The 22,403-nt window shown below is 41.6% G+C and carries 24 protein-coding genes; 6 read left to right on the forward strand and 18 right to left on the reverse strand.

Features of this window, described 5'->3' with window-relative positions:
* Nucleotides 1–8: 8 nt before the first annotated feature.
* From MgSA37_RS28595 to MgSA37_RS16875, 10 genes are all read right to left on the reverse strand, one after another.
* Nucleotides 9–170 (reverse strand): DUF5522 domain-containing protein, encoded by a 162-nt coding sequence (locus tag MgSA37_RS28595; protein WP_172885334.1) that lies wholly within the window; start codon nucleotides 168–170, stop codon nucleotides 9–11.
* Nucleotides 171–172: 2 nt separating this feature from the next.
* Complete coding sequence (locus MgSA37_RS16835; RefSeq protein WP_096353536.1) at nucleotides 173–1,111, reverse strand: MBL fold metallo-hydrolase; 939 nt, start codon at nucleotides 1,109–1,111, stop codon at nucleotides 173–175.
* Nucleotides 1,112–1,226: 115 nt separating this feature from the next.
* Complete coding sequence (gene coaE / locus MgSA37_RS16840; protein WP_096353538.1) at nucleotides 1,227–1,820, reverse strand: dephospho-CoA kinase; 594 nt, start codon at nucleotides 1,818–1,820, stop codon at nucleotides 1,227–1,229.
* Nucleotides 1,820–2,767 carry a YbbR-like domain-containing protein gene (locus MgSA37_RS16845; protein WP_096353540.1) on the reverse strand — a complete coding sequence of 316 codons (948 nt, stop codon included), beginning with the start codon at nucleotides 2,765–2,767 and terminating at the stop codon, nucleotides 1,820–1,822. Before MgSA37_RS16845 ends, coaE begins: the two co-directional genes overlap by 1 nt.
* A gap of 86 nt (nucleotides 2,768–2,853) precedes the next feature.
* A complete protein-coding gene (yajC, locus tag MgSA37_RS16850; protein WP_096353541.1) occupies nucleotides 2,854–3,177 on the reverse strand; it encodes a preprotein translocase subunit YajC in 324 nt (107 codons plus the stop codon).
* Between the two features lie 15 nt (nucleotides 3,178–3,192).
* Nucleotides 3,193–3,609, reverse strand: a complete 417-nt coding sequence (locus MgSA37_RS16855) for a DUF1573 domain-containing protein (RefSeq protein ID WP_096353543.1) — start codon at nucleotides 3,607–3,609, stop codon at nucleotides 3,193–3,195.
* A gap of 5 nt (nucleotides 3,610–3,614) precedes the next feature.
* Entirely contained in the window at nucleotides 3,615–4,562 is a 948-nt protein-coding gene (nusB, locus tag MgSA37_RS16860; RefSeq protein ID WP_096353544.1) for a transcription antitermination factor NusB, read from the reverse strand.
* 50 nt (nucleotides 4,563–4,612) lie between these two features.
* The gene (locus MgSA37_RS16865) at nucleotides 4,613–5,698 is read right to left on the reverse strand and encodes a Glu/Leu/Phe/Val family dehydrogenase (RefSeq protein ID WP_096353546.1); all 1,086 of its coding nucleotides are present in this window, start codon (nucleotides 5,696–5,698) and stop codon (nucleotides 4,613–4,615) included.
* A gap of 170 nt (nucleotides 5,699–5,868) precedes the next feature.
* Nucleotides 5,869–6,279 (reverse strand): putative toxin-antitoxin system toxin component, PIN family, encoded by a 411-nt coding sequence (locus tag MgSA37_RS16870; protein WP_096353547.1) that lies wholly within the window; start codon nucleotides 6,277–6,279, stop codon nucleotides 5,869–5,871.
* Nucleotides 6,280–6,282: 3 nt separating this feature from the next.
* The gene (locus tag MgSA37_RS16875) at nucleotides 6,283–6,495 is read right to left on the reverse strand and encodes a hypothetical protein (protein WP_096353549.1); all 213 of its coding nucleotides are present in this window, start codon (nucleotides 6,493–6,495) and stop codon (nucleotides 6,283–6,285) included.
* A 208-nt stretch (nucleotides 6,496–6,703) separates the two neighbouring features.
* Here MgSA37_RS16875 and MgSA37_RS16880 point away from each other — a divergent pair, with 208 nt between their 5' ends.
* The 5 genes from MgSA37_RS16880 (at nucleotide 6,704) to MgSA37_RS29770 (ending at nucleotide 11,668) form a co-directional block, all read left to right on the forward strand.
* Nucleotides 6,704–8,491, forward strand: a complete 1,788-nt coding sequence (locus tag MgSA37_RS16880; protein WP_096353550.1) for an ABC transporter ATP-binding protein — start codon at nucleotides 6,704–6,706, stop codon at nucleotides 8,489–8,491.
* Between the two features lie 119 nt (nucleotides 8,492–8,610).
* Nucleotides 8,611–8,949, forward strand: coding sequence for a DUF3276 family protein (locus MgSA37_RS16885; protein WP_096353552.1), 339 nt, complete (start codon nucleotides 8,611–8,613; stop codon nucleotides 8,947–8,949).
* Nucleotides 8,950–9,191: 242 nt separating this feature from the next.
* On the forward strand, nucleotides 9,192–10,295 hold the full coding sequence (gene ychF / locus MgSA37_RS16895; protein ID WP_096353555.1) for a redox-regulated ATPase YchF: 1,104 nt from the start codon (nucleotides 9,192–9,194) through the stop codon (nucleotides 10,293–10,295).
* 144 nt (nucleotides 10,296–10,439) lie between these two features.
* On the forward strand, nucleotides 10,440–11,330 hold the full coding sequence (locus MgSA37_RS16900) for an IS4 family transposase (protein WP_096353556.1): 891 nt from the start codon (nucleotides 10,440–10,442) through the stop codon (nucleotides 11,328–11,330).
* A gap of 53 nt (nucleotides 11,331–11,383) precedes the next feature.
* Nucleotides 11,384–11,668 carry a hypothetical protein gene (locus tag MgSA37_RS29770; RefSeq protein WP_311732891.1) on the forward strand — a complete coding sequence of 95 codons (285 nt, stop codon included), beginning with the start codon at nucleotides 11,384–11,386 and terminating at the stop codon, nucleotides 11,666–11,668.
* 159 nt (nucleotides 11,669–11,827) lie between these two features.
* On the opposite strand, the gene MgSA37_RS29150 is transcribed toward MgSA37_RS29770, so the two are convergent.
* From MgSA37_RS29150 to MgSA37_RS16930, 6 genes are all read right to left on the reverse strand, one after another.
* Complete coding sequence (locus MgSA37_RS29150; protein WP_232010667.1) at nucleotides 11,828–12,388, reverse strand: SMP-30/gluconolactonase/LRE family protein; 561 nt, start codon at nucleotides 12,386–12,388, stop codon at nucleotides 11,828–11,830.
* Nucleotides 12,333–12,707, reverse strand: coding sequence for an SMP-30/gluconolactonase/LRE family protein (locus MgSA37_RS29155; protein ID WP_232010668.1), 375 nt, complete (start codon nucleotides 12,705–12,707; stop codon nucleotides 12,333–12,335). The genes MgSA37_RS29150 and MgSA37_RS29155 overlap by 56 nt, the downstream gene beginning before the upstream one ends.
* Before the next feature lie 61 nt (nucleotides 12,708–12,768).
* Nucleotides 12,769–14,283 (reverse strand): alpha-isopropylmalate synthase regulatory domain-containing protein, encoded by a 1,515-nt coding sequence (locus MgSA37_RS16915; protein WP_096353560.1) that lies wholly within the window; start codon nucleotides 14,281–14,283, stop codon nucleotides 12,769–12,771.
* Nucleotides 14,284–14,318: 35 nt separating this feature from the next.
* On the reverse strand, nucleotides 14,319–14,915 hold the full coding sequence (leuD, locus tag MgSA37_RS16920; RefSeq protein WP_096353562.1) for a 3-isopropylmalate dehydratase small subunit: 597 nt from the start codon (nucleotides 14,913–14,915) through the stop codon (nucleotides 14,319–14,321).
* 38 nt (nucleotides 14,916–14,953) lie between these two features.
* Nucleotides 14,954–16,357 (reverse strand): 3-isopropylmalate dehydratase large subunit, encoded by a 1,404-nt coding sequence (gene leuC, locus MgSA37_RS16925; RefSeq protein ID WP_096353564.1) that lies wholly within the window; start codon nucleotides 16,355–16,357, stop codon nucleotides 14,954–14,956.
* 443 nt (nucleotides 16,358–16,800) lie between these two features.
* Nucleotides 16,801–18,159 carry a sugar porter family MFS transporter gene (locus MgSA37_RS16930; RefSeq protein ID WP_232010669.1) on the reverse strand — a complete coding sequence of 453 codons (1,359 nt, stop codon included), beginning with the start codon at nucleotides 18,157–18,159 and terminating at the stop codon, nucleotides 16,801–16,803.
* A gap of 445 nt (nucleotides 18,160–18,604) precedes the next feature.
* Between MgSA37_RS16930 and MgSA37_RS16935 the strand changes: the two genes are divergently transcribed.
* Nucleotides 18,605–19,969 (forward strand): glycoside hydrolase family 27 protein, encoded by a 1,365-nt coding sequence (locus tag MgSA37_RS16935; protein WP_197706014.1) that lies wholly within the window; start codon nucleotides 18,605–18,607, stop codon nucleotides 19,967–19,969.
* Here MgSA37_RS16935 and MgSA37_RS16940 read toward each other — a convergent pair.
* The gene (locus MgSA37_RS16940) at nucleotides 19,961–20,983 is read right to left on the reverse strand and encodes an aldose epimerase family protein (protein WP_197706015.1); all 1,023 of its coding nucleotides are present in this window, start codon (nucleotides 20,981–20,983) and stop codon (nucleotides 19,961–19,963) included. The genes MgSA37_RS16935 and MgSA37_RS16940 overlap by 9 nt on opposite strands.
* A 90-nt stretch (nucleotides 20,984–21,073) precedes the next feature.
* Entirely contained in the window at nucleotides 21,074–22,402 is a 1,329-nt protein-coding gene (locus MgSA37_RS16945; protein WP_096353569.1) for a vanadium-dependent haloperoxidase, read from the reverse strand.
* Between the last annotated feature and the right edge of the window lies 1 nt (nucleotide 22,403).

Genomic DNA, 22,403 nt, shown 5'->3' on the forward strand with positions numbered 1-22,403 from the left:
AAATATCTTTATTTATTTTTAACATTTTTAGATTGCACTGTTTTTCCATAATCCCACGGACAGTGCAGGCATTTGTTTTTGCAGCAATATCCGCGCTTTAAATGGTATTCGCGTGTAAAAACAAAGTTACCATCGGCGTTTATATAAAAATCAACATTTTCAACCAGCATTGCTATAATAGTTTCACAAAAATATCATTTCCGAATTGCTTTTTTAAATATTGGCCGTTACCGTGTAAGGTCCATATTTGTTGCGGATCGGTTTGTTTAATTGTTAAAAGGATGTCATTCCAATCCACATGATCCGAAATAAATAAGGTATCCTGCTCATTTGCCTGCAGGTTTTTCCAACCTGAGGCAAATAAACGTTTTACACCTGTGGCACGTATATAGGCATCAAAGGTAAAGGGTGGTACTATATATACAAATTCTTCCTGGTTCTTCATCAGTTTTCGGCTGTAATGCTCACATTTACCCGGCGGAAAGCCCATTTTCTCATAAATCGCATTAATGGGTGCAATCTTATAGTGTACCAATATCTTTTTTTGAGGCGCATATTGATTGATCATGCTGATCAGCCGCTGGCTTTTGCCAAGCCCATAGGCCCCCAAAAGGATATTTATTTTGATCTCATTAAGTTTTTTTATTTCGCTAACAGGATCGGGGTGTGTTATTTCAGGGTTTGCAAAGGTGCTTTCAGTGATTAAAACATCGGTTTTTACCCATTCAAGCGGCTCGCAGGTATTATCGGGCTGTAGTTTGTAATCGCCGGTATATAAATATTTAACCCCTTCATACTCCATTAAAACCTGTGCCGAGCCAAGCATATGCCCTGCCGGCACCAGCGTAATTTTGACATTGCCGACAAAGAATGACTGGTCATAAGCAATGATATGGCTTTTAACAGCGGCATTTTTACCATAACGTAGCTGCATAAAACCATAAGTAGCCGCCGTGCAGTACACCATATGATTATTGCTTTTAGCATGATCGGCATGGGCATGCGAAATAACAGCATTTTTTACCGGCAAAATCGGATCGATATAAAAATCACCGTATTTGCAGTAAAGGCCGTTTGTATCGAAATAAACAAAATCTTCCCTTATGTTCATTGGTTCATTAGTTCATTAGTTCATTAGTGGACATTGTTTATTTATCAGGGTGATTAAAGGGAGTTTCAAATTAACAGAGGAGCCAGCCAATACGTAAAACCAATGAACCATTGAACTAATGAACCAATGAACAAATTTTTTCATGCAACGCCAAAACCTGGGGTATTACTAACTCGCTACCGTCGTTCTTTATTACAAAGTCGGCTAATCCGGATTTCTCTTCTTCGGAGAACTGGTAGCTTTCGCGTTTTTTAATTTCTTCGCGGGTAAGCCCGTCCCTTTTTATCACACGTTCTACCCTGCTTTCAAATGGAGCCTGTACCATGATATTATAGTCGCACATTTTAAACGATGCACTTTCAAATAATAGGGCTGCTTCCTTCAAAACATAAGGCACATTGCTAATTGTTTTAACCCATGCATCAAAAGCCCTGAAAGTTGCGGGGTGAACAATAGCATTTAACCTGGCCAACTGCTTGTCATTATTAAAAACAATAGCTGCAATATGTTTACGGTTTAAAGTTCCATCGCTAAAATAGGACTCATTACCAAAAGCCGCCTTAATTTCAGTTATCAGTTGCTGATCGGCCACCATTACTCTTTTGGCCGCATCATCTGCATAAAAAACGGGAATGCCCAAAATTTCAAAAATTTTGCTTACTGTGGTCTTTCCGCTGCCGATGTTGCCTGTTATGCCGATTTTGAGCATTATTCCTTGACGATAAAATCAATATTCCGTGGTTCGATCTTTATGATATGGCAGTAATCCGGGATCTTTGAAAACACTACAGGTAATGTCTTATAGCCGTTTTTTTTCCAGAGATCAAGGTCCGCTGTCGCTTCAAAAAAATCCTCGTCAACTTCTGCGTACCTGCTTAATGAAGTTGTAAAAGTTACCTTAACTTTTTGAGGAAATATCTTCACCTCGCCTATATTCCGGCCGTTTAAAACCCTAACGGGTATCTCCAAAACCTTTTCGGTGAATTCATCAACAGGGATACTGGCTTGTATGTTTTTGGGGTATAAGCTCAAATTCCCTTCTTTAACCGGTTGCATGTTTATACGGGTAACAACACTTTCATCAATGCTGTCCAACTTTAAAGTATCCGTATTCCATGATGTTATTTTATCGATAACACTCGCCGGGCCGTTGATGATCACATAAGCCGGGTTAAGGGTGACCGGCCCTGATTGAAAAAACTGGCGCTGGTATCTTACCGCACTTATCAAATGCACCGGTACCCTTTTCTCCTTCCTGTTAGAAAAATCAAAATAAAGCGTATCAGGATTAAAAGCGATTATTTGCTGGTCACTTTCCCTTTTACTGTTGATCTGGTCTTTCTGCGAGCTTAACACCACATAGCTTTTACTCTCCAGTGTGTGAAGGTCAATGGTAATGGCTTTATAGGCGGAGTTCATTTTTGAAAACAGCATATCCCAACCTGTGCCATTGATGGTAACATTAACCGTATCGGACTGCAGCGGCCTGAATGCGCGTTTTTGAGGGGTATTCCTGAATTCCAGCACCTCTTTTACCACGTAAGGCTTGGGGTTTGACAAAACAGTTATTATCCATGCAGCAAAAGCCAATACCAGGCATGTAAAAAATGCCGATAATCTTCTTCGCTCTGTTACAGATAATTTTATTATTGCCATTTTTTAGGGTAAAAAGTAAAAGGTGAAAGGTGAAAGGTTAACAGCGTTCAAACCTTTTGCCTTTCACCTTTCTCCTTTAACCTAAATCAGGATTTAGTAACAACCGGCGGTGCATTTAATGCTCTCGATGCCTCCAAAGATATCGCAGATTTATCAAAGCGAATCTTTCCGTTATCAATTTCTATCAAAAAAGTGGTATCGTTAATTTCCAGTATCCGGCCATGGATTCCCGCAGTGGTTACCACCTTATCGCCCTTTTTCAATTCAGTTACAAATTTCTTCTGGTCTTTTGATTTTTTTACCTGAGGCCGGATCATAAAGAAATAAAACACCAGTGCGATCAATCCAAAAACAATTATTTGTTGTGTTCCAAAACCGCCTGCGGCCTGTAATAAAATAGTAGCTATCATTTTTTTATATTATTTTTAATTTACAAGTACTTCGCCAATTAAATGCACCACGTTTTGCGCGGGAACTGTGTTGGCTGTTATCGTGATCATTTTATCCTGGAGACCCATTTTACCCTTACTGTCAAACCTAACGTGAATGGTACCGCTTTCTCCCGGTTTGATGGGGGCGCTGGGCCAGGTGGGCTTGGTGCATCCGCACGAAGCATAACCATCCGTTATGATCAATGGCGAACTCCCGGTATTGGTGAATTTAAAATCGTAGGTAACAATATCCGCCACCTTGATCTTGCCAAAATCATGTGTTTGCTTTTCAAACTTCATCACAGGGGCATTCCCTGCATTGCCGGTAGTACTGGCCGATGATTTTTCGACGTGATTACAGGCCGAAAACAATATTACGGCCGACATTAAGCTAAAAAAAAGATTCTTCATTGTTGCTATTCAATTAATCCCCTGCCTATTTTATTTATTTTATTTTGAGTTTTTAATTCGGATAAAATCTTGTCTAAGATACCGTTAATAAACGAATTACTTTTCGGTGTACTAAACTCCTTCGAGATCTCCAGGTACTCATTTATAGTAACTTTTACCGGTATCGACGAAAAATTCATAAATTCTGCCAGCGCCATTTTCATCAGCAAAGTATCTATCATGGCTATCCTGTCGGGCTCCCAGTTTTGCGTTTTATTAGTGATCAACAGCTGGTATTCGTCGTTATGCCTGATAGTTTCCTCAAAAAGGTTTACTATAAACTCCCGGTCTTCTTCCCAATCGCCGGTAACTTCGGCCAGTTTATTTTGCTCATCAATGTCAAAAGCAAAGTTTTTAAAGGTTTTTGCAATTAAGGCCTGTAAAACATCTTTATCAACCGGCCAAAAAATAAACATATCCTCAAAAACCTGCTCGGCTAATGACGATTTTAAGATCACTTTTTTGAAGATGAATTTGATGATGTCTTTGTCAGAATGCAGCGTGTCACCTGTTTTTTTCAGGTACTCTTTGTATTCTTCGGAGTTTTTCAGCACAATAAACAACGACTTAATTAACTCAGGCTCAAAATCCCAGGCAATCTTATACTTTTTTAACGCTGTTAAAAACTCTTTATTTTTTTGGAGGGAAAGAATAAACCTGTTACTTAATATTTTAACATCTGCATTAAGGTCTTCGGCTGTAGGGAGGTGTTTATTTGCCCTTTCTTCAGCGTCTGTTGATGCATAGGCTGTGACTTCAGAAATTAATGACAGCATCCAGATATACATTTCATATACCTTATCAATGCTTTGTAATAGGTTTTTTTCGTGTTGTTTTAAATCTCCGCTATGCGACTGGCTATAGGCATATAATGATTGTAAAACTTTTACCCTGAGGTGTCTGCGATTTAACATGTTGTAAGAACGATTTAGCCCGGCCCAATCATGGGCACAGGTATTATTAATTAATAGGTTGATTTAACTTTTTTGATATCTGCAATTCTTTTTTCAGCAATTTTATTTGCTGCTTCAGTAGTTGAAATGTTTTCGGCTTTTGAAAGCTTTAAAACATTCCGGGTAGCTTCATATATATTTTCCGTTAGCTGCATGGTACGCTTCTTGCTAAAACCCATTAATTCTGAGTAACAATTTATTATTCCGCCGGCATTGATCACATAATCAGGGGCAAACAAAACACCTCTGTCCAATAACATCCGGCCATGCACCGTTTCATCCTGCAATTGGTTGTTTGCCGATCCGGCAATGATATTACATTTTAATTTTTTTATTGTTTCACTATTTATCGTAGCCCCTAAAGCACAGGGCGCATAAATATCTGCATCAATATCAAAAATTGAATTGTTGGATACCGCCTGGGCGCCATATTTTTTTGCGATCTGCCCTACCGCGTCCTCATTTATATCACTCGCATAAACCTTCGCGTTTTCGTCCCGCAGCAGTTTAATCAATTTTTCACCGACGTGGCCCGTACCCTGTACTATAATTGACTTGCCGGTTAAACTATCATTACCGTAATATTCCTTTACACAAGCTTTTATGCCCATAAAAACGCCTAAAGCAGTGATGGGTGAAGGATCACCGCTCCCGCCGATGGTTTCTGGCACGCCGGTAACATACTGTGTTTCCATCCGGATATATTCCATATCCCTTGGGTTGGTGCCCACATCTTCGGCGGTTATAAATTCGCCGTTCAGGTTTTTTATAAAACGCCCGAATTTACGCAGCAATGCTTCAGATTTATCCTTATGAGAATCGCCAATGATGACAGCTTTTCCACCGCCCAGGTTAAGCCCTGCAATGGATGATTTATAGGTCATCGCTTTGGATAACCTCAAAACGTCTTGCAAAGCGTCCTTTTCAGTTTTATATGCCCACATACGTGTTCCGCCAAGCGCAGGCCCAAGCGTGGTATCATGAATCGCTATAATCGCCCGCAGACCTGTTTCAGGGTCGCTGCAATAAACGATCTTTTTGTGACCGTATGCCTCAAGCTGGCTAAATATTGAATCTTCGGATATAGATGCAGGCATCAAATATGAAAAATATGTTTGTTCCGGGTATCCGACAAAAGTATGTGTTTTTTTTATAGCGACAAAGAGAATTGTTTTTTATGACGAGGGCGGCACTATGGAAGGATAAAAATGTTCAAAGAAAAAACGGTTTCAGGTTATTGATAATGATAAAGTTTAATTAGAGCCTCTTATATAGTTCGGATGATTTCCAAAAATCTGTCTATCGTGATAGCTGTAAGGGATGGAAAAGGGATTTTTTGTAAAACATCAAAATGTTTATCTTCTGTAATAATGTAATCAGCCTTTCCGGCTATAGCACAATCACAGTATTTATTATCGTCAGCGTCGGCGCTGATTAACTGCCATTGATAATGAGGATAAGTATAGTGCACGTTTGCTAATTCTGTTAATAGCGTTATTAGTGTATGAGCTGTAACAACGCCATATTTATCTTGTATTATCTCTTCGTATTCGAGTATAATATCAACGCTTACTGCAAGATGGAATTTACCTGATATTAAAGATTTATAAATTTCATGATATGGTGAGCGGGAGGTCAAACACATCACGAAGATATTACAGTCAATTACAACGGTCATGGTTTAAGCTATTTTCCGAAAATGTTCCTTTTTCCATTTTTCAAAAATGGAATCAGAGTAACCTTTCTCGTCAAATGCTTTATCGGCCTCCATGGTTACTTTATCAGCAAGATAGGCGATAAGTAATGACTTAATTTCCTGTAGTTCTTCCTCGGACTGATCATTCCTGAACAATTTGAGGATTTCCAATTGTGTATTATTGAGTGCAACTGGCATATAATGTTTTTATCAAAGATAAAAAAAACGTTTCAACTATAAAAATCTACTGTTCCCCGTTACAGATTCATACAAATAAAATGACTTTATCCTAATTAAACCTCCGCATTTCAGCTTGCTGACTTTACTACTTCTTTGTACTTTTGATCTTTCGGACTTCCGGTCCCTGCCTGCTGGCAGGCAGGTTTTGGACTTTCGGACTAAAAACATGAAAGACCTCGCTTACTTAAATAAATTCTTTTACAAATATATCTGGCGGCTGATACCGGGCGTAATTTTCGTTATTATTTCCAATATTTTCGGGGTATTGCCGGCACAGGTTATCCGGATAGCGTTTGACCTGGTGACCGAAAACATTAACACCTACCAGCTATTTTCGGGTTTTCACCGGCAGGATATGATCTACCAGATCTTTGGTTCTAGTTTATTGTTATTCGGGATCCTGGTTTTGGTACTGGCTTTATTGCGCGGCCTGTTTTTGTTTTTTATGCGGCAAACTATTATCGTGATGTCGCGCCATATTGAGTACGATCTTAAAAACGAGATCTATCATCACTACCAGGAATTATCGCTGGCCTTTTACCGTCGTCATAATACCGGTGACCTAATGAACAGGGTAACCGAAGACGTAAGCCGGGTACGTATGTACCTTGGCCCCGGCATTATGTACACCATCAACACAGTAGTGCTATTTATAATGGTTATCTATGCAATGCTTACTGTTAATGTAAGGCTTGCTGTATTCTCTGTTCTGCCATTGCCCATCCTGGCCGTGCTGATCTATTATGTGAATAATATCATCCACTACCGGAGCGAGAAAATACAGGAGCGGCTATCGGGCCTTTCAAGTTTTGTGCAGGAAAACTTTTCGGGAATAAGGATCATTAAATCCTACGTGAGGGAAACATTTGTGCGCAAAAGCTTTGCTGCCGAGAGCGAAAACTACAAAACCCACTCGATGGAACTGGTAAAGGTACAGGCGCTGTTTTACCCCCTTATGCTGATGTTGGTTGGCTTAAGCAATATTATTACCGTATACATCGGCGGCATCGAGGTAATGAAGGGTAACATTACTTCGGGCAATATTGCCGAGTTTATCGTTTACCTTAACCTGCTTACTTTCCCTGTTATATCATTGGGCTGGGTTACCTCGCTTATCCAGCGGGCGGCGGCATCGCAAAAAAGGATCAACGAGTTTTTGCAGGAAAAATCCGAGATCATCTCCCCTAACGTTGTAAAACAAAACATCAAGGGCAAAATAGAATTCAGCAATGTTTCGTTCACTTACCCTGATACCGGCATTAAAGCATTAAAAAATCTTTCCTTTACAGTAAACCCCGGCGAGATGGTTGCCATTATCGGGCGCACGGGTTCCGGGAAATCAACCATTGCCAATTTGATCCTGCGGATGTATGATTGCACCGGCGGCGAGGTGTTGGTTGATGGTCACCCAATAACATCACTTAACCTGGAAGGTTACCGCTCGCAAATTGGCGTTGTGCCGCAAGACGTTTTTCTTTTTTCGGATACTATTGCCCACAATATTGCTTTCAGCGCTGATGTGCTGGATATGGCGCGCGTTGAACAGGCGGCCAGGGATGCTGCTGTTTACAGTAATATTATGGAACTTGAAAAAGGATTTGATACACTGATAGGCGAACGCGGCATTACACTGTCCGGTGGCCAAAAGCAGCGGGTGTCCATTGCAAGGGCAATTGCAAAACAGCCGCAGATCCTTATTTTTGACGATTGCCTTTCGGCAGTAGACACCCGTACCGAAGAAGAGATCCTTAACAACCTGGGCCGGAATATGCAGGGCAAAACAAGCATTATTATTGCACACCGTATTTCCACCATAAAAAATGCAGATAAAATATTGGTGATGGATAAAGGTGAGATTATTGAACAGGGGCACCATCAATATTTAATGGACAAAAAAGGCATATATTTTGAATTATACGAAAAGCAATTGCTTGAGGAAGAGGAAAACGTATGAAAAACCGTTCGAAATAAAAATAAAAGGCCTAAAAAGCTCAATAATATTCGATTTGATACTTGTACTTTGAAAATTTATTTATATTTATGCCAACCAAAAACTAGTTAGAGCAATTTTATATGGGAGAATTTGACAACAGAGAGCGTGAAGAGGTTTTTTCAAAGAAGGTAAGAGCCGGGAAGAGAACTTATTTTTTTGACGTAAAGGCCACCAGATCAAACGATTATTACGTTACTATTACTGAAAGTAAAAAGCGTTTGGAAGATGGTGTTTTTATTAAACACAAGATTTTTTTATACAAGGAGGATTTTGAAAAGTTTGCGGAAGGCTTAATGGGCACCATTGATTACATCAAGGCAAACCAGGACGTAGTTGAAAAACGCTACGAATTTAATGAAGCACCGGAAGTAGCGAATACAACTGCGACTACCGATGATGATTTTTCTTTTGAAATATGAACCAAACAATCTAAACTAATTACTAAGTGAAAGCCTGCCATAAGCAGGCTTTTTTGTTGAATGTTATGCCCCTGCGTGCTGAGCTTTAAATTTTCAATTTACAGGCCATTTTTTATTTTATCTTTGCGCAAAATTGAAGAATGGTTGATTGGGTTGAATAAGTTGATTGAGTTGTTATATTTAATTGACTATTCTTCTACTAACTTAATCAACCGCTCACAAAATCAACTTAATCAACCAATATGGGTTTACAATGTGGTATAGTAGGTTTGCCGAATGTGGGCAAATCAACACTTTTTAATTGCTTATCGAACGCCAAAGCACAGGCGGCGAATTTTCCGTTTTGTACTATCGAGCCAAATGTAGGAGTGATCACCGTTCCGGACGAACGACTGAACAAACTGGTTGAAATAGTAAAACCCAAAAACACGGTTCCCAACGTAATTGAAATTGTTGACATAGCAGGGTTGGTGAAAGGCGCCAGCAAGGGCGAAGGACTGGGCAACCAGTTTTTAGCAAATATCCGGTCAACCAATGCCATTATACATGTGCTGCGTTGTTTTGATAATGATAACGTGATCCATGTGGATGGATCTGTCGACCCTATCCGCGACAAAGAGATCATTGATACAGAACTGCAACTAAAAGATCTCGATTCGATCGAAAAAAAGATCCAGAAGGTGGAGAAGATGGCCAAAACCGGCGGTGACAAAGAAGCGAAAAAGACTTTTGATGTTTTAACTGTTTACAAAAACCACTTGCTGGCAGGCAAGTCTGCGCGTACTGCCCCGGTTGCAGAAGAAGATACAGAATATATTGCCGATATCTGGCTGCTTACCGCAAAACCGGTGATGTACGTTTGTAATGTTGACGAGGCTTCTGTAAATACCGGCAATGCTTATGTAGACAGGGTTAAAGCTGCCGTGAAGGAAGAAAATGCGGAAGTGCTGATCATTTCGGCACAAATTGAATCGGAAATTGCACAAATGGATACATACGAGGAACGCCAGATGTTTTTGGAAGACCTTGGCCTTGCCGAATCAGGCGTAAACAAACTCATCAAAGCTGCTTATAAACTGCTTAACCTGGCCACTTATTTTACTGCCGGTGTTCAGGAAGTAAGGGCCTGGACCATTACGCAGGGGTTTACTGCACCACAAGCAGCGGGTGTTATCCATACCGATTTTGAAAAAGGCTTCATCCGCGCCGAAGTGATCAAATATGAAGACTTTGTAAAATACAACGGATCAGATGCTGCCATCAAAGAAGCCGGTAAACTGGGCGTTGAAGGAAAAACCTATGTCGTGCAGGATGGAGACATTATGCATTTCAGGTTTAACGTTTAGCCCCCTGGCCCCCTAAAGGGGGAAATTGAATATCGAACGCCGAATAATGAACTATGAATCACTGTTGTCCGGTAAAAATAAAAAAACAGGGGCGTAAGCCCCTGCATAGTTTAATTTTGAATTACCACACTCAAAAATTAGACGATGAGCAAAAGTACATTTTTTACCGGACAGCCGGTGTTCAATCAATTACTTTCCAACATTTCGCGATCAACCGTTACTACGCTGGCAAAAAAGCACAATGCCGACCATTATTGTAAGAAATTTAAAGCATTTGATCATTTGGTTACGATGCTTTTCTGCTGTTTTCATCATTGTACATCGCTTAGAGAGCTTATAACGGGGATGCAGGCAAACGCCCACCGGCTTCATCACCTGGGGATGAAGCATACTCCGCGCAGGAGTACGCTTGCCGATGCCAATGAGCGGCGTACAGCAGATTTTTTTCAGGACATGTATCATAAGTTATTCCGACATCATTTCGGGGTTTTACCGGACAGCCTGCCTAAGGGGCGTATCCGGGATAACATATTCATCGTGGATTCGACGACTATAACCTTATTTTCCGATGTTTTTAAGGCCTGTGGCAACGCGAATGCTAACGGAAGAAAGAAGGGTGGCGTTAAAGCCCATATACTGATCAGGGCTAAGGATGACATGCCACATTTTGTGCATATTACAGAAGCTGCAGTCAACGACAAAACGATTATGCCCAAACTAAGTCTGCCTAAAGGTTCAATACTGGTCATGGACAAAGGCTATAACAGTTATTTACCTATGGCCAACTGGACCAAACAGGGAGTGACATGGGTAACCAGGTTGAATAAAAGAGCCCGCTGGGAGTGTGTAGAAGAACGGCCGGTGGATGAAAAAATGGCTGCTAGCGGTGTTCGCAGGGACCGGTATATCTTATTAGGCAATCCGGAAAAAGCAAAAAAAGTACCCTTGCAGCCAGCACGGCTCATTACTTATTATGATGAAAAAACGGGCAAAGAGTTTGAGTTTCTCACTAATAATAAAGAGTTGGCGCTTTAACCATTGCAGGCATTTACAAAAGAAGATGGCAGATAGAAATACTTTTCAGGCGAATCAAGCAAAACTTCCAATTGAGTAATTTCCTGGGTGACAATCAAAATGCCATTAAAATCCAGCTTTGGTGCACACTGATTGCCGACCTTTTGGTCAAAATAGTTAAGGATAAAGCCGATAAACAAAAAAACAACAAATGGTCGTTCGCCAATGTCGCCGGCCTCATCAGACAACACCTGGGCACTTATATAGATTTGATCAAATTCCTGGTAAATCCTGAAAAAGCGCTCATCGGTTATCAAATTGAAACACGAAATAATCAACTGGCTCTTTTTAAAACCTAAAATAAGGGGGGCTTACTTTCAAGTCTCATCCCAATAATGCCCCCTATTTATCCTAACAGTTGATTTTTTAATTATTCGTATTTTTACCGGACAACAGTGAACTATGAATATTGAGGTTTTACTTCGAAATTCAAAGTTCATTATTCGATATTTTCCCTTTTATTGACTTCCGAATTGAAATGCCGGGAGTCCCTTGTATCCGATGTTTTTTATAACGAACAGGGAGCCTGCCAGCGGCTGGCTCGCCAACTGATCATTATTTAAGCCTATTTTGGCCGAGGTGATGTAAAGATCTTCCAAATTATCGCCGCCAAATGCGCAGGAGGTTATCCTGGCCGCGGGAAGCGGGATACTCAGCAGCTTTTTTCCTGTATCCGGGTTCCAGCGGGTTATTTGCCAGCCGTCCCAGTGCGCTATCCATAGCATCCCCCCGCTGTCAATGGTCATACCATCCGGCGAGCCATCTTCCTTTGGAATATTGATAATAATCCTTTTATTGCTTATTTCTGCTGTTTTTTTATCAAAATCATAAGCCACTACTGTAAAGGTTGGCGTATCGATGTAATAAAATATTTTGTGATCAGCGCTCCAGGCCATCCCGTTTGAAATGGAGACATTGCTCATCTTTTTTGTTACCGAGTGATTGGTATCCAAAACATAAAAACTACCTTTCTCCGGCTCGTCGGTATGCGACATGGTTCCCAGCCCAAAATCTGCCATCGGGGCCGCATTTACCGTCATTAAACCTGTTACCGGGTATATGACTTTCAGGATCTGCCAGCATATTCACTTCGCCGTTTTCCCGGTTCACCAACCCAAACCCGTTTTTCAATGCTGCCAAAAAATTACCGTCACGGCAAATTACGGCCGCACCGATCATTTGATTTACGGGAATAGTTTTATGTATTTTTGACTCCGGTGAGTATTCGTGAATTTCGCCGCTTAAAATATCAACCCAGCAAATAACGCCACGATTTGAATCCCAAACCGGGCCTTCACCCAACAGGCATTGATGTGTAAGTACAACTTCTGCTTTCATATTTCAATCAGATTAAGCCATAATAACAACAATAAAACAGGCCTGATTGATAAAAGCCTGTCTATATCTGGTTAAGCATTTTTTGGGTGGCCTTGATAGCCGAAACTGTTTGGTCGCTATCCAGACCCCTTGTTTTAAATTCATGGCCCTTATAGTCCCAGGTGATGATGGTTTCGCATAAGGCATCTGATTTACCACCCGGCGGGATCCGTACGGCATAATCAGTTAAAACAGGCAGTTCGCGGCCTTTTTTGCAGTAGATCATTTTTAGAGCATTCATAAAAGCGTCATACTGCCCGTCGCCCTGTGCATGCTCTTCGAACAACTCTCCTTCGATACTTATTTTAAGGGTAACAGAAGGCCGAAGATCTTTTGAATGTGTTAATACGTAATTCTGCACATTGATCTTTTCTTCAATAGCGCTGCTGTCCAGTATGTCGGAAATGATATAAGGCAGGTCCGATTGTGTAACTACTTCCTTTTTATCACCCAGGTCGATGATCCTGTCAGTAACCTTCTTCAGGTCTTCCTGCGATAAAATGATCCCCAACTGCTGCAGGTTATTTTCAATATTGGCCTTGCCGCTGGTTTTGCCTAAAGCATATTTGCGCTCGCGCCCAAAGCGCTCCGGCATCAGTTTATTAAAATATAAGTTATTCTTTTTGTCACCATCGGCATGGATACCTGCGGTTTGAGTAAACACGTTCTCCCCTACCACCGGTTTATTTACAGGCACCCGGAAACCCGAGAACGTTTCAACCAGCTTGCTAACCTTATACAGCTCCTTTTCATCCACATTGGTTTTAACCTCTTTTACATAGTCGTTTATAACGGCTATAGCGCTGGCCAGCGGGGCATTGCCCGCCCGTTCGCCCATGCCATTAATGGTTAAATGCAAGCCCTTTACACCGGCGTATATCGCTTCCAAAACGTTGGCGATACTGAGGTCGTAATCGTTATGTGCATGAAAATCAAAATGAATATCCGGATATCGCTGAATGATTGGCCTTAAATAATCCCGTGTTTCCGACGGGATCAAAATACCCAAAGTATCAGGCAGCAAGATTCTTTTTACCGGCTGGGTTGATAAAAAATCAAGGTATTCGTATACATATTCCTGCGAACTGCGCATACCATTGCTCCAGTCTTCCAGGTAAACATTTACTGCGATATCCTTATCAACAGCATAGGCTATGGATTCGGCTACATCCTTAAAATGCTGCTCAGGCGTTTTTTTGAGCTGATAAGTTAAGTGGTTTAACGAACCTTTGGTAAGCAGGTTCATCACCTTTGCACCCGTTTCAATCATCCAGTCGATGGAAGTTTTGCCATCGGTAAAGGTAAGCACCTCTATTTTATCAATAAAACCGTTGGCCCTGGCCCAATCGGTAATGCCTTTTACCGCTTTAAATTCCCCTTTAGAAACCCTTGCTGAAGCCACCTCGATGCGGTCGACTTTAACTTCGGTTAATAAAAGCTGCGCTATGGTTAATTTTTCGGAAGAGGAAAAGGATACACCGCTGGTTTGTTCACCATCGCGCAGGGTGGTATCCATTATTTCAATAAAAGGCTGCATTTGCGTCAAAAAAATGAGATCTGTATTTATAAATCCTAATAGAAACTTTTTTCAGAAAAAGCTGCTATTTCGCCCTTCATCGCCTGCAGATAATCAATATCATCAAAACCATTCAGCATATTGTGCTTTTTGTAGCCATTAATCGCAAAGGACTCTTTTTCATCGGTGCCCGCAATAGCAATAGTTTGCGCAGGCAGGTCTATTTCCAATTCTGTTTTTGGGTCGGCCAGTACAGCGGTAAAGATCTTGTCCAGAAATTCAGGGCTAACCTGTACCGGAAGGATCCCGATATTGAGGGAATTGTTTTTAAAAATATCCGCAAAAAAACTTGATACCACGCAACGGAAGCCATAATCGTAAATGGCCCATGCCGCATGTTCGCGGCTGCTGCCGCTGCCGAAATTTTTACCCCCTACCAGTATTTTACCTGAGTAGGTGCCATCATTCAAAATAAAATCCTTTTTAGGTGTATTATCTGGATTATAGCGCCAATCCCTGAATAAATTATCGCCAAAATCTTTGCGCTCTGTAGCTTTCAGAAATCGGGCCGGAATGATCTGGTCGGTATCCACATTCTCAATCGGCAAAGGCACCGCAGTACTTCTTAATACTGTAAACTTATCGTAAGCCATTTTTAATACTATGCTTTGTAAAATATGATCTTCAATTTTTATAAAAACTCTCTTGGGTCAGTAACCACACCGGTAACGGCAGCAGCAGCAGCAACGTAAGGGCTTGCCAGCAATGTCCGGCTTCCGGGGCCCTGTCGGCCTTCAAAGTTACGGTTGCTGGTGCTTACCGCGTATTTACCAGCTGGAACTTTGTCATCATTCATTGCCAGGCAAGCAGAGCAGCCGGGCTGACGTAATTGAAAGCCTGCTTCAGTAAGAATATCCAGGATCCCTTCTTCTTTGATCTGGCTTTCAACAATATGCGATCCGGGAACCAGCCACGCGGTGATATTATCGGCTTTCTTTCTGCCTTTAACAATAGACGAGAATGCCCTGAAATCTTCAATGCGCCCATTGGTACAGCTGCCAAGGAATACATAGTCCACCTTTTTTCCAATGATCTGCTCGCCCTCGGCAAAGCCCATATAAGCCAATGATTTTTTGTAAGAAGATTCACCTTCATTTAAATCAGCAGCGGTTGGGATATTTTTGGTTATAGCAGTGCCCAAGCCAGGGTTGGTTCCGTAGGTAATCTGCGGTTCTATATCAGCAGCATGGTAATGCAATTCTTTATCAAAAGTTGCATCAGCATCTGTTTTTAATGTTTTCCAGTATGCCAAAGCGGTTTCCCATGCGGCGCCTTTGGGCGCTTTTTCCTTACCGTTCAGGTAGGCAAAAGTGGTTTCATCAGGAGCTATCATGCCACCGCGTGCACCCATTTCGATGGAAAGGTTACAAACGGTCATTCTGCCTTCCATGCTCATTTGTTCAAAAACTTCGCCTGCATATTCAACAAAATAGCCGGTTGCGCCGCTGGCGGTGATTTGCGAAATGATAAATAAAGCGACATCTTTTGGCGTAACGCCTTTACCCAATTTACCATCAATCAAAATCCGCATCTTTTTTGGCTTCGGCTGCATGATGCATTGCGAAGAAAGCACCATTTCAACTTCGGAAGTACCGATGCCAAATGCTATAGCGCCAAAAGCACCATGGGTCGAGGTGTGCGAATCGCCACATACGATGGTCATGCCAGGCTGTGTAATACCGTTTTCGGGACCGACAACGTGTACAATACCGTTTTTAGGGTTGTTAAGCCCCCAGTGTGAAATACCGTATTTGGCCGAATTATCTTCCAACGCTTTTAACTGGTTGGCCGAAAGCGGATCCTGTACAGGTAAATGTTGGTTAATAGTTGGCGTATTATGGTCGGCAGTTGCAAAAGTTTTTTCGGGGAATAATACGGGTACACCCCTGTTTTTTAAACCCAGGAATGCTACCGGGCTTGTTACTTCGTGAATAAAATGCCTGTCGATATAAAAAACATCCGGTCCATCTTCAATTTTTTTGACTACGTGCGCATCCCATACTTTATCAAACAGGGTCGTCGGAGTGGTACTCATCTTTATATATTTTAATTTAATAGTAATAGAAACAAACGGGGGTGCAAGTTGGCAAAAAACATTGCTAACTCAATAGTTTTTTTTCATATTTATTATTGATTATTAAAAATTTAGCTTAAAAACGGCAGAATTAAGACTAAAAACCAATTTGGACTACCTACACAGTTAAGATAAAAAACAACCCCGGTGCAGCGTCTCCATTTTGGCGAAAAGCCGGCTAAGCTGAATAACATTTATTCAAAAAAATAAGGGGAGCTTAATTGTACTTCAATCATTCAACAATTTTGTTGTTAAGTAATGCGCTACTTTTCATCCATAATTATACCATAAATCAACATTTTCAATTTTTACAGACAAAAAAAACTGTCTTTATTAATTTATCCCTCAAACAAATAAAGCGGCAAATCGAAATGGTTTGCCGTTTTATTTGCTTTTCCATGCGATCAATGCCGGATCAAATTCTGCTCTAATTCCTCCAGTGTCCGGCCTTTTGTTTCTTTTACTTTGAATTTTATGAAGAAAAAACCAGCAAGGCAGATGGCTGCATATAAATAGAATGGCCCATAGGTGCCTAAATATTCGGCTAGTATGGGGAAAGTAAACACAAGGATAAAATAGGCGATCCAAAGGCTGACAACAGCAACAGACGACGCTGTTCCCCGAATATTATTAGGAAAAATTTCAGAAATAATTACCCAGGTTACCGGCGCCAGTGAAGTTGCGTATAATCCAATTGCGAGCAATACAAAAACCGAGATGGCAATAATGCCTGATTGTTGCATAAGCAAAAATGCTAAAACCACGTATACTACCGACAAACCCAGCGAACCTATCAGCATTAACGGGCGCCGCCCTAATTTATCTACCTGCCACATCGCCAGTAAAGTAAAAAGCGTATTGACTATGCCGATGGCAACAGTCTCCAGCAATTGCTTATCAAGGTTAGCCCCGACGGATTTGAAAATTGTAGAGGTGTAATTAAAAACCACATTGATACCACAGAACTGTTGAAAAACGGCCAATGTAATGCCCACCACGACGGCAGGCCGCACAGCTTTGGCGAAAACAGCGCTATACGAACCTGTTTCGCCCTGTTTTACCATTTTTCCGATCTCAAGCAGTGATTGGTTTACAAATTCAGGTGACCCGATCTTTGTAAGGATGGCCGTGGCCTTTTGGGTATGCCCCGCTTTTAACAACCAACGCGGACTTTCAGGCAGGAACAAAACACCAAATAAAAAAAGGGACGATGGTATAAACCCAAGGCCAAACATCCAACGCCAGGTAGCGGTACCGTTGCCAGCCAGCATATAATTCACCAGGTTAGTGATTAAGATCCCGAGCACAATAGTTAATTGATTGATGGCTACATTCCGTCCACGCACATTGGCCGGCGAAACTTCCGCAATATAAAGTGGACTTAGCATCGAAGCCATTCCGACCCCTATCCCCGCCGAAAAGCGCATGATTAAAAACTCCGGCAAATGCGGAGAAAACGCCATCCCTAAAGAGGAAATCGCAAAAATTGCCGCCGAAATGATCAATCCAGGCTTTCGTCCATAACGATCGGCTATATTACCAGCCAATAAACATCCTGCGATACAGCCTAACGCCAATGTCCCGGTTAAAAACCCCTCCCACGCCGGTGACAAATGAAAAGCTGTCCGCAAAAAGGGAAGTGCGCCGGCAATCACGGCAAAATCAAAACCAAAAAGGTATCCGCCAAGTGCCGAAACAAAGGAAATGCCCAAAATGTAAGGTGTATTGAATTTAATACCGGTTGCCATGGAGCTATTAATCATATTAGCTGAAGTTTATAATTGCAGGACTTAAATTTACGTAAGAATTCTTGTTTGCGACTATTCACTTTTATTTTGCTCTCCCGGCAAAAAAACAACAACATTTATTCTTTCGATACTAAAATATCTTTTTAAAAGAAGAAAAGCAGCATACCAAATTAAAACATTTAAAATATTTTCCGCATCACTTGTTTTTTATAAACAATAAGTGTTATTTTAACAATTATTATAAAACCAATAAGGATACTGGCAGCAGCCAAATCTTTTACCAGGGCAAAACAGGCGACGAAGTTTTTAAGGGCACGGTTCCGGAATCTGTTGCCGGGAGGCTTTTTCTTTGAACAAATATGTCCCGAAGCATAAACATTTAAATCGACATTGAGAACCATTAAAGAAATTAGAACCAGGCGTCAAATTGATAACCATAACTAAACATAACGCTGTAAAAATGAAATTCAGATATCTTTTGCCATTTTTCTGCATGGCAGTTTTAAATATTTACGCACAAACCGCAACCCCGGCGGCAACTCCTCCAATGGGATGGAACAGCTATAACTGCTTCGGCTCTGCAGTGCATGAAAATGAAGTTAAAGCAAATGCCAGTTATATGGCCAAATATTTAAAGCCGTATGGCTGGCAATATGTAGTGGTAGATTTTTTATGGGCCTATGATAACCCTCCGGGCAGTAATATTGGTAACCCCTATCAAAAAAACTTACAGGATGGCTCGTTTGTTCCATGGTTAACCATGGATAAATGGGGACGCCTTTTGCCTCAAACTGATAAATTCCCATCGGCATTTGGGGGGCATGGGTTTAAACCGTTAGCTGGTTACGTTCACCAACATGGATTAAAATTCGGGATACATGTAATGCGGGGCATTCCGCGCCAGGCTGTTTGGGCAAAATCGCCTGTTTTAGGCACCAACGGGATTACGGCGGATATGATAGCCGACACCGGCTCAAAATGCGACTGGCTAAACCATATGTATGGTTTAAATATGGACAACCCAGGGGCGCAGGCCTACCTGAATTCTTTGCTGAAGCTTTATGCATCCTGGGGTGTTGATTTTATTAAGGTTGATGATATTGCGAGGCCCTATCACAAAAAAGAAATAGAAGGATACCGCAAAGCGATTGAACAATGCGGAAGGCCAATCACTTTAAGTATTTCGCCGGGGGAAACTCCGGTAAGTGAAGCAGAACATGTAACTAAAAACGCCAATATGTGGCGGATGGCCGACGATTTTTGGGATAACTGGAAGGAAATACTGCACATGTTTGATTATGCCAAACGCTGGGAAGGAATTGGAGGCAAGGGACATTGGCCTGATTGTGATATGCTGCAAATTGGCAAATTATCAAAACGGGGGCCCGTTGGTAACGAACGTTACAGCAGGTTTACTGATGACGAACTTTATACCCACATGACTTTCTGGTGTATTTTTCGCTCGCCGCTAATGATTGGGGGGAATTTGCCGGAGAACCGGCTGATTGAGCGAAAATTGTTTACCAATGCCGAAGTGCTTGCTGTTAACCAGCAAGGTATTGACCCAAAGCAATTGTATAAAAAAGAGGATAGTATGGTTTGGTATTCGCATGTGCCCAATAGCCACGATGTTTATGTTGCTTTATTTAACACCGGTGACGCCGCACAAGATGTGACTATCGATTTTGCCTCGGTTGGGCTTAAGGGAAACGTTAAAGTACGGAATCTTTGGGAAAAACAAAATGAGGGCGTCTTCAAAAACACCTATGCTAAAACTATTAATAAGCACGGGGCGGCGTTATTACGGCTTACTCCGTCAAACTGAATCAGCTATAAATCGATATATGGTTTGAGCTTTGTATTCTTTACCCCGGGATAATAAAGTTGAAGTTAATAATGGCTTGTTAGGTGGATCGGGGAAGTGCTGGGTTTCCATGGAAAAGGCAGTACGATACCCGTCTTTTCCCCCTCCTTTCAATATATTCTTCCCCCTCATAAAGTTGCCGCTGTAAAACTGCAGCCCCGGCTGATCGGTAAATACTTCCATTACTATGCCGCTTTTATCGCCCTTTACCCGCGCTACGGGCGTATGCATTGCGTGTTTGTTAAGCACAAAATTATGATCGAATCCTTTACCGTTCTTTAGTTGTCCGCTATGGTCGTTGATACGCGACCCTATTGTCGCCGCCTTCCGGAAATCGAAAGGCGTGCCGGTAACATCTTCTATATTACCCGTTGGTGTCAATGTGCTGTCAACAGGCAGGTAATTATCCGCCTTGATTTGTACCTGGTGATTAAATATAGTACCACTGCCTTCGCCGTTCAGGTTGAAAAATGTGGAATGAGTAAGATTTACTACAATTGGTTTATCCGTCGTCGCCGCGTAATTTATTTTTAAACTATTGTCTTCGGTTAAGGAGTAGACGAGTTTCACTTTCAAATTACCCGGAAATCCTTCCTCCATATGTTCGGAAAAATAGTAAAGCTCTATCCTGGAATTATCAACATAAATAACATCCCACACCACATCGCGGAAGCCTTTTTTACCGCCGTGCAGCGCATTGGGCCCGTTATTTTTACATAGGGTATATTCTTCGTCTTTAATATTAAAGGCTCCATTTGCCATGCGGTTACCATAACCGCCTATGATTGCTCCAAAACGAGGTTGAGTAGAATGCCGGTAACTATCTATGCTCCCTAAACCGATCACAACATCTGTTAAAACGCCATTTTTATCAGGTAAAAATAAGCCAACCACACAACCACCGTAATTGGTAATCAGCACTTCCATTCCGTTTGTGTTTTTCAGTTTGAATAGTGCCGTCTCTTTTCCTTCCACTACTTTTTTAAATAAGTGAGGATTTATTAACGGTCGAGTAGGCAATAACCTCTCGTTCATACTCTTTGTACTACACTCATTTGTATGTTATTACTTTGATGCTTTTGTCGTTTTGGCTAAAACCCAATCGCCGACTTTAGTACCCTGGGAAATGCCGTTGTCAATAGCGTCCATAAAATGAATCCCTCCCCAAAAGCGCGATATAGCCGCCTCTTTTGCAGCCTGCTCAAATGAGCTGAACTTCCTTGGGGGGACTCCAAAGGCTATTTCAACATTATCGGTGTAATGAAAATTACTGCCGAAATAATGTGTAAGAATAACTGCAGACAGGGTTGACACCACTGAATGCCCGCTGATATACTCCGGGAATGGAGGTGTCTGCAGCAATGGCTTCCAGTTGGGGTCGATATATTTACGGATGGCCGTTTCCGGGCGGATGCGGTTGGTGCGGTATTTATCTTCCCAGCAGCAGATGAAACCATCCATCATGCCAATGGCCAAAATGGCATTTACTTCGATAGTTTTTGAGAAATCTGCATTTGTTTGTTTACAGGCAATGGCAGCAATACCCATCCAGTGTGCGCCCGGCGAAATCTTTTTTAACCCTATCAGCATATGCCCGTCGTCCTGAACCGCAAATGGGTTACAATCCCAAAAATTGGCGATGTTCTTTTGCTCCTGCGTTAAGTCTTTCCCGCTTTTTGCATAGCTCAATAATAAAAACTTGTAAAAAGCAGAGTTTTTATTGGTAGAAAAAGGAATCGGCGGGTCAGGTACAAACTGTGCCGCGGAATCAAGTGTCAACGGACGGATGGTATTAAAATACGGCTCAACAGGCACCATATAAGCCGGGGGCGTTGGCTCCCAGCTTCCGGGTGTGCCCTTTAGCTTATAACGCGGATAATTGCTGATCCGGTTATATCTGTCCTTTTTGGCATAGGCCAGTATTTTTTTGCTGATGATCTGCCCATAATGTTTTGAGCTATCAATTACATCAGCATCAAAACCAATCAGCTTGCATGAGTCGGCTAAATTTTGTTCGAATTGTATAATCTGTGTTCCCGATGGTTGCAGTTTCGCAGCCGTTTCTAACATGGCAAAAACGGCGCTTAAACGATAATCATATCCTGATAAACTTTTAGGTTTGCCAATCACAGGGTACTCATTTAAAGCGCCACGAAGGCTTTTAACATTTTTATCATTTTCTGACAAGACCTCATACCCGGCCAAACAGGTATAAGCAAAAAACCGGGCAGCTAATGGCGGGTTGGTGGCATCGTGGATCATCACATTAGTCATCGCGGCGACGACCTTATGCACATCCTGGTTGGTGAGTGCGGGTTGTTTATTACTGCGACGGCAGCCATTTAAAATTGCAGACAGGACAAATATTACAGCGATGAAAAACACCTTCTTCATT

It is taken from the genome of Mucilaginibacter gotjawali, from assembly GCF_002355435.1.
Lineage (GTDB): Bacteria > Bacteroidota > Bacteroidia > Sphingobacteriales > Sphingobacteriaceae > Mucilaginibacter > Mucilaginibacter gotjawali.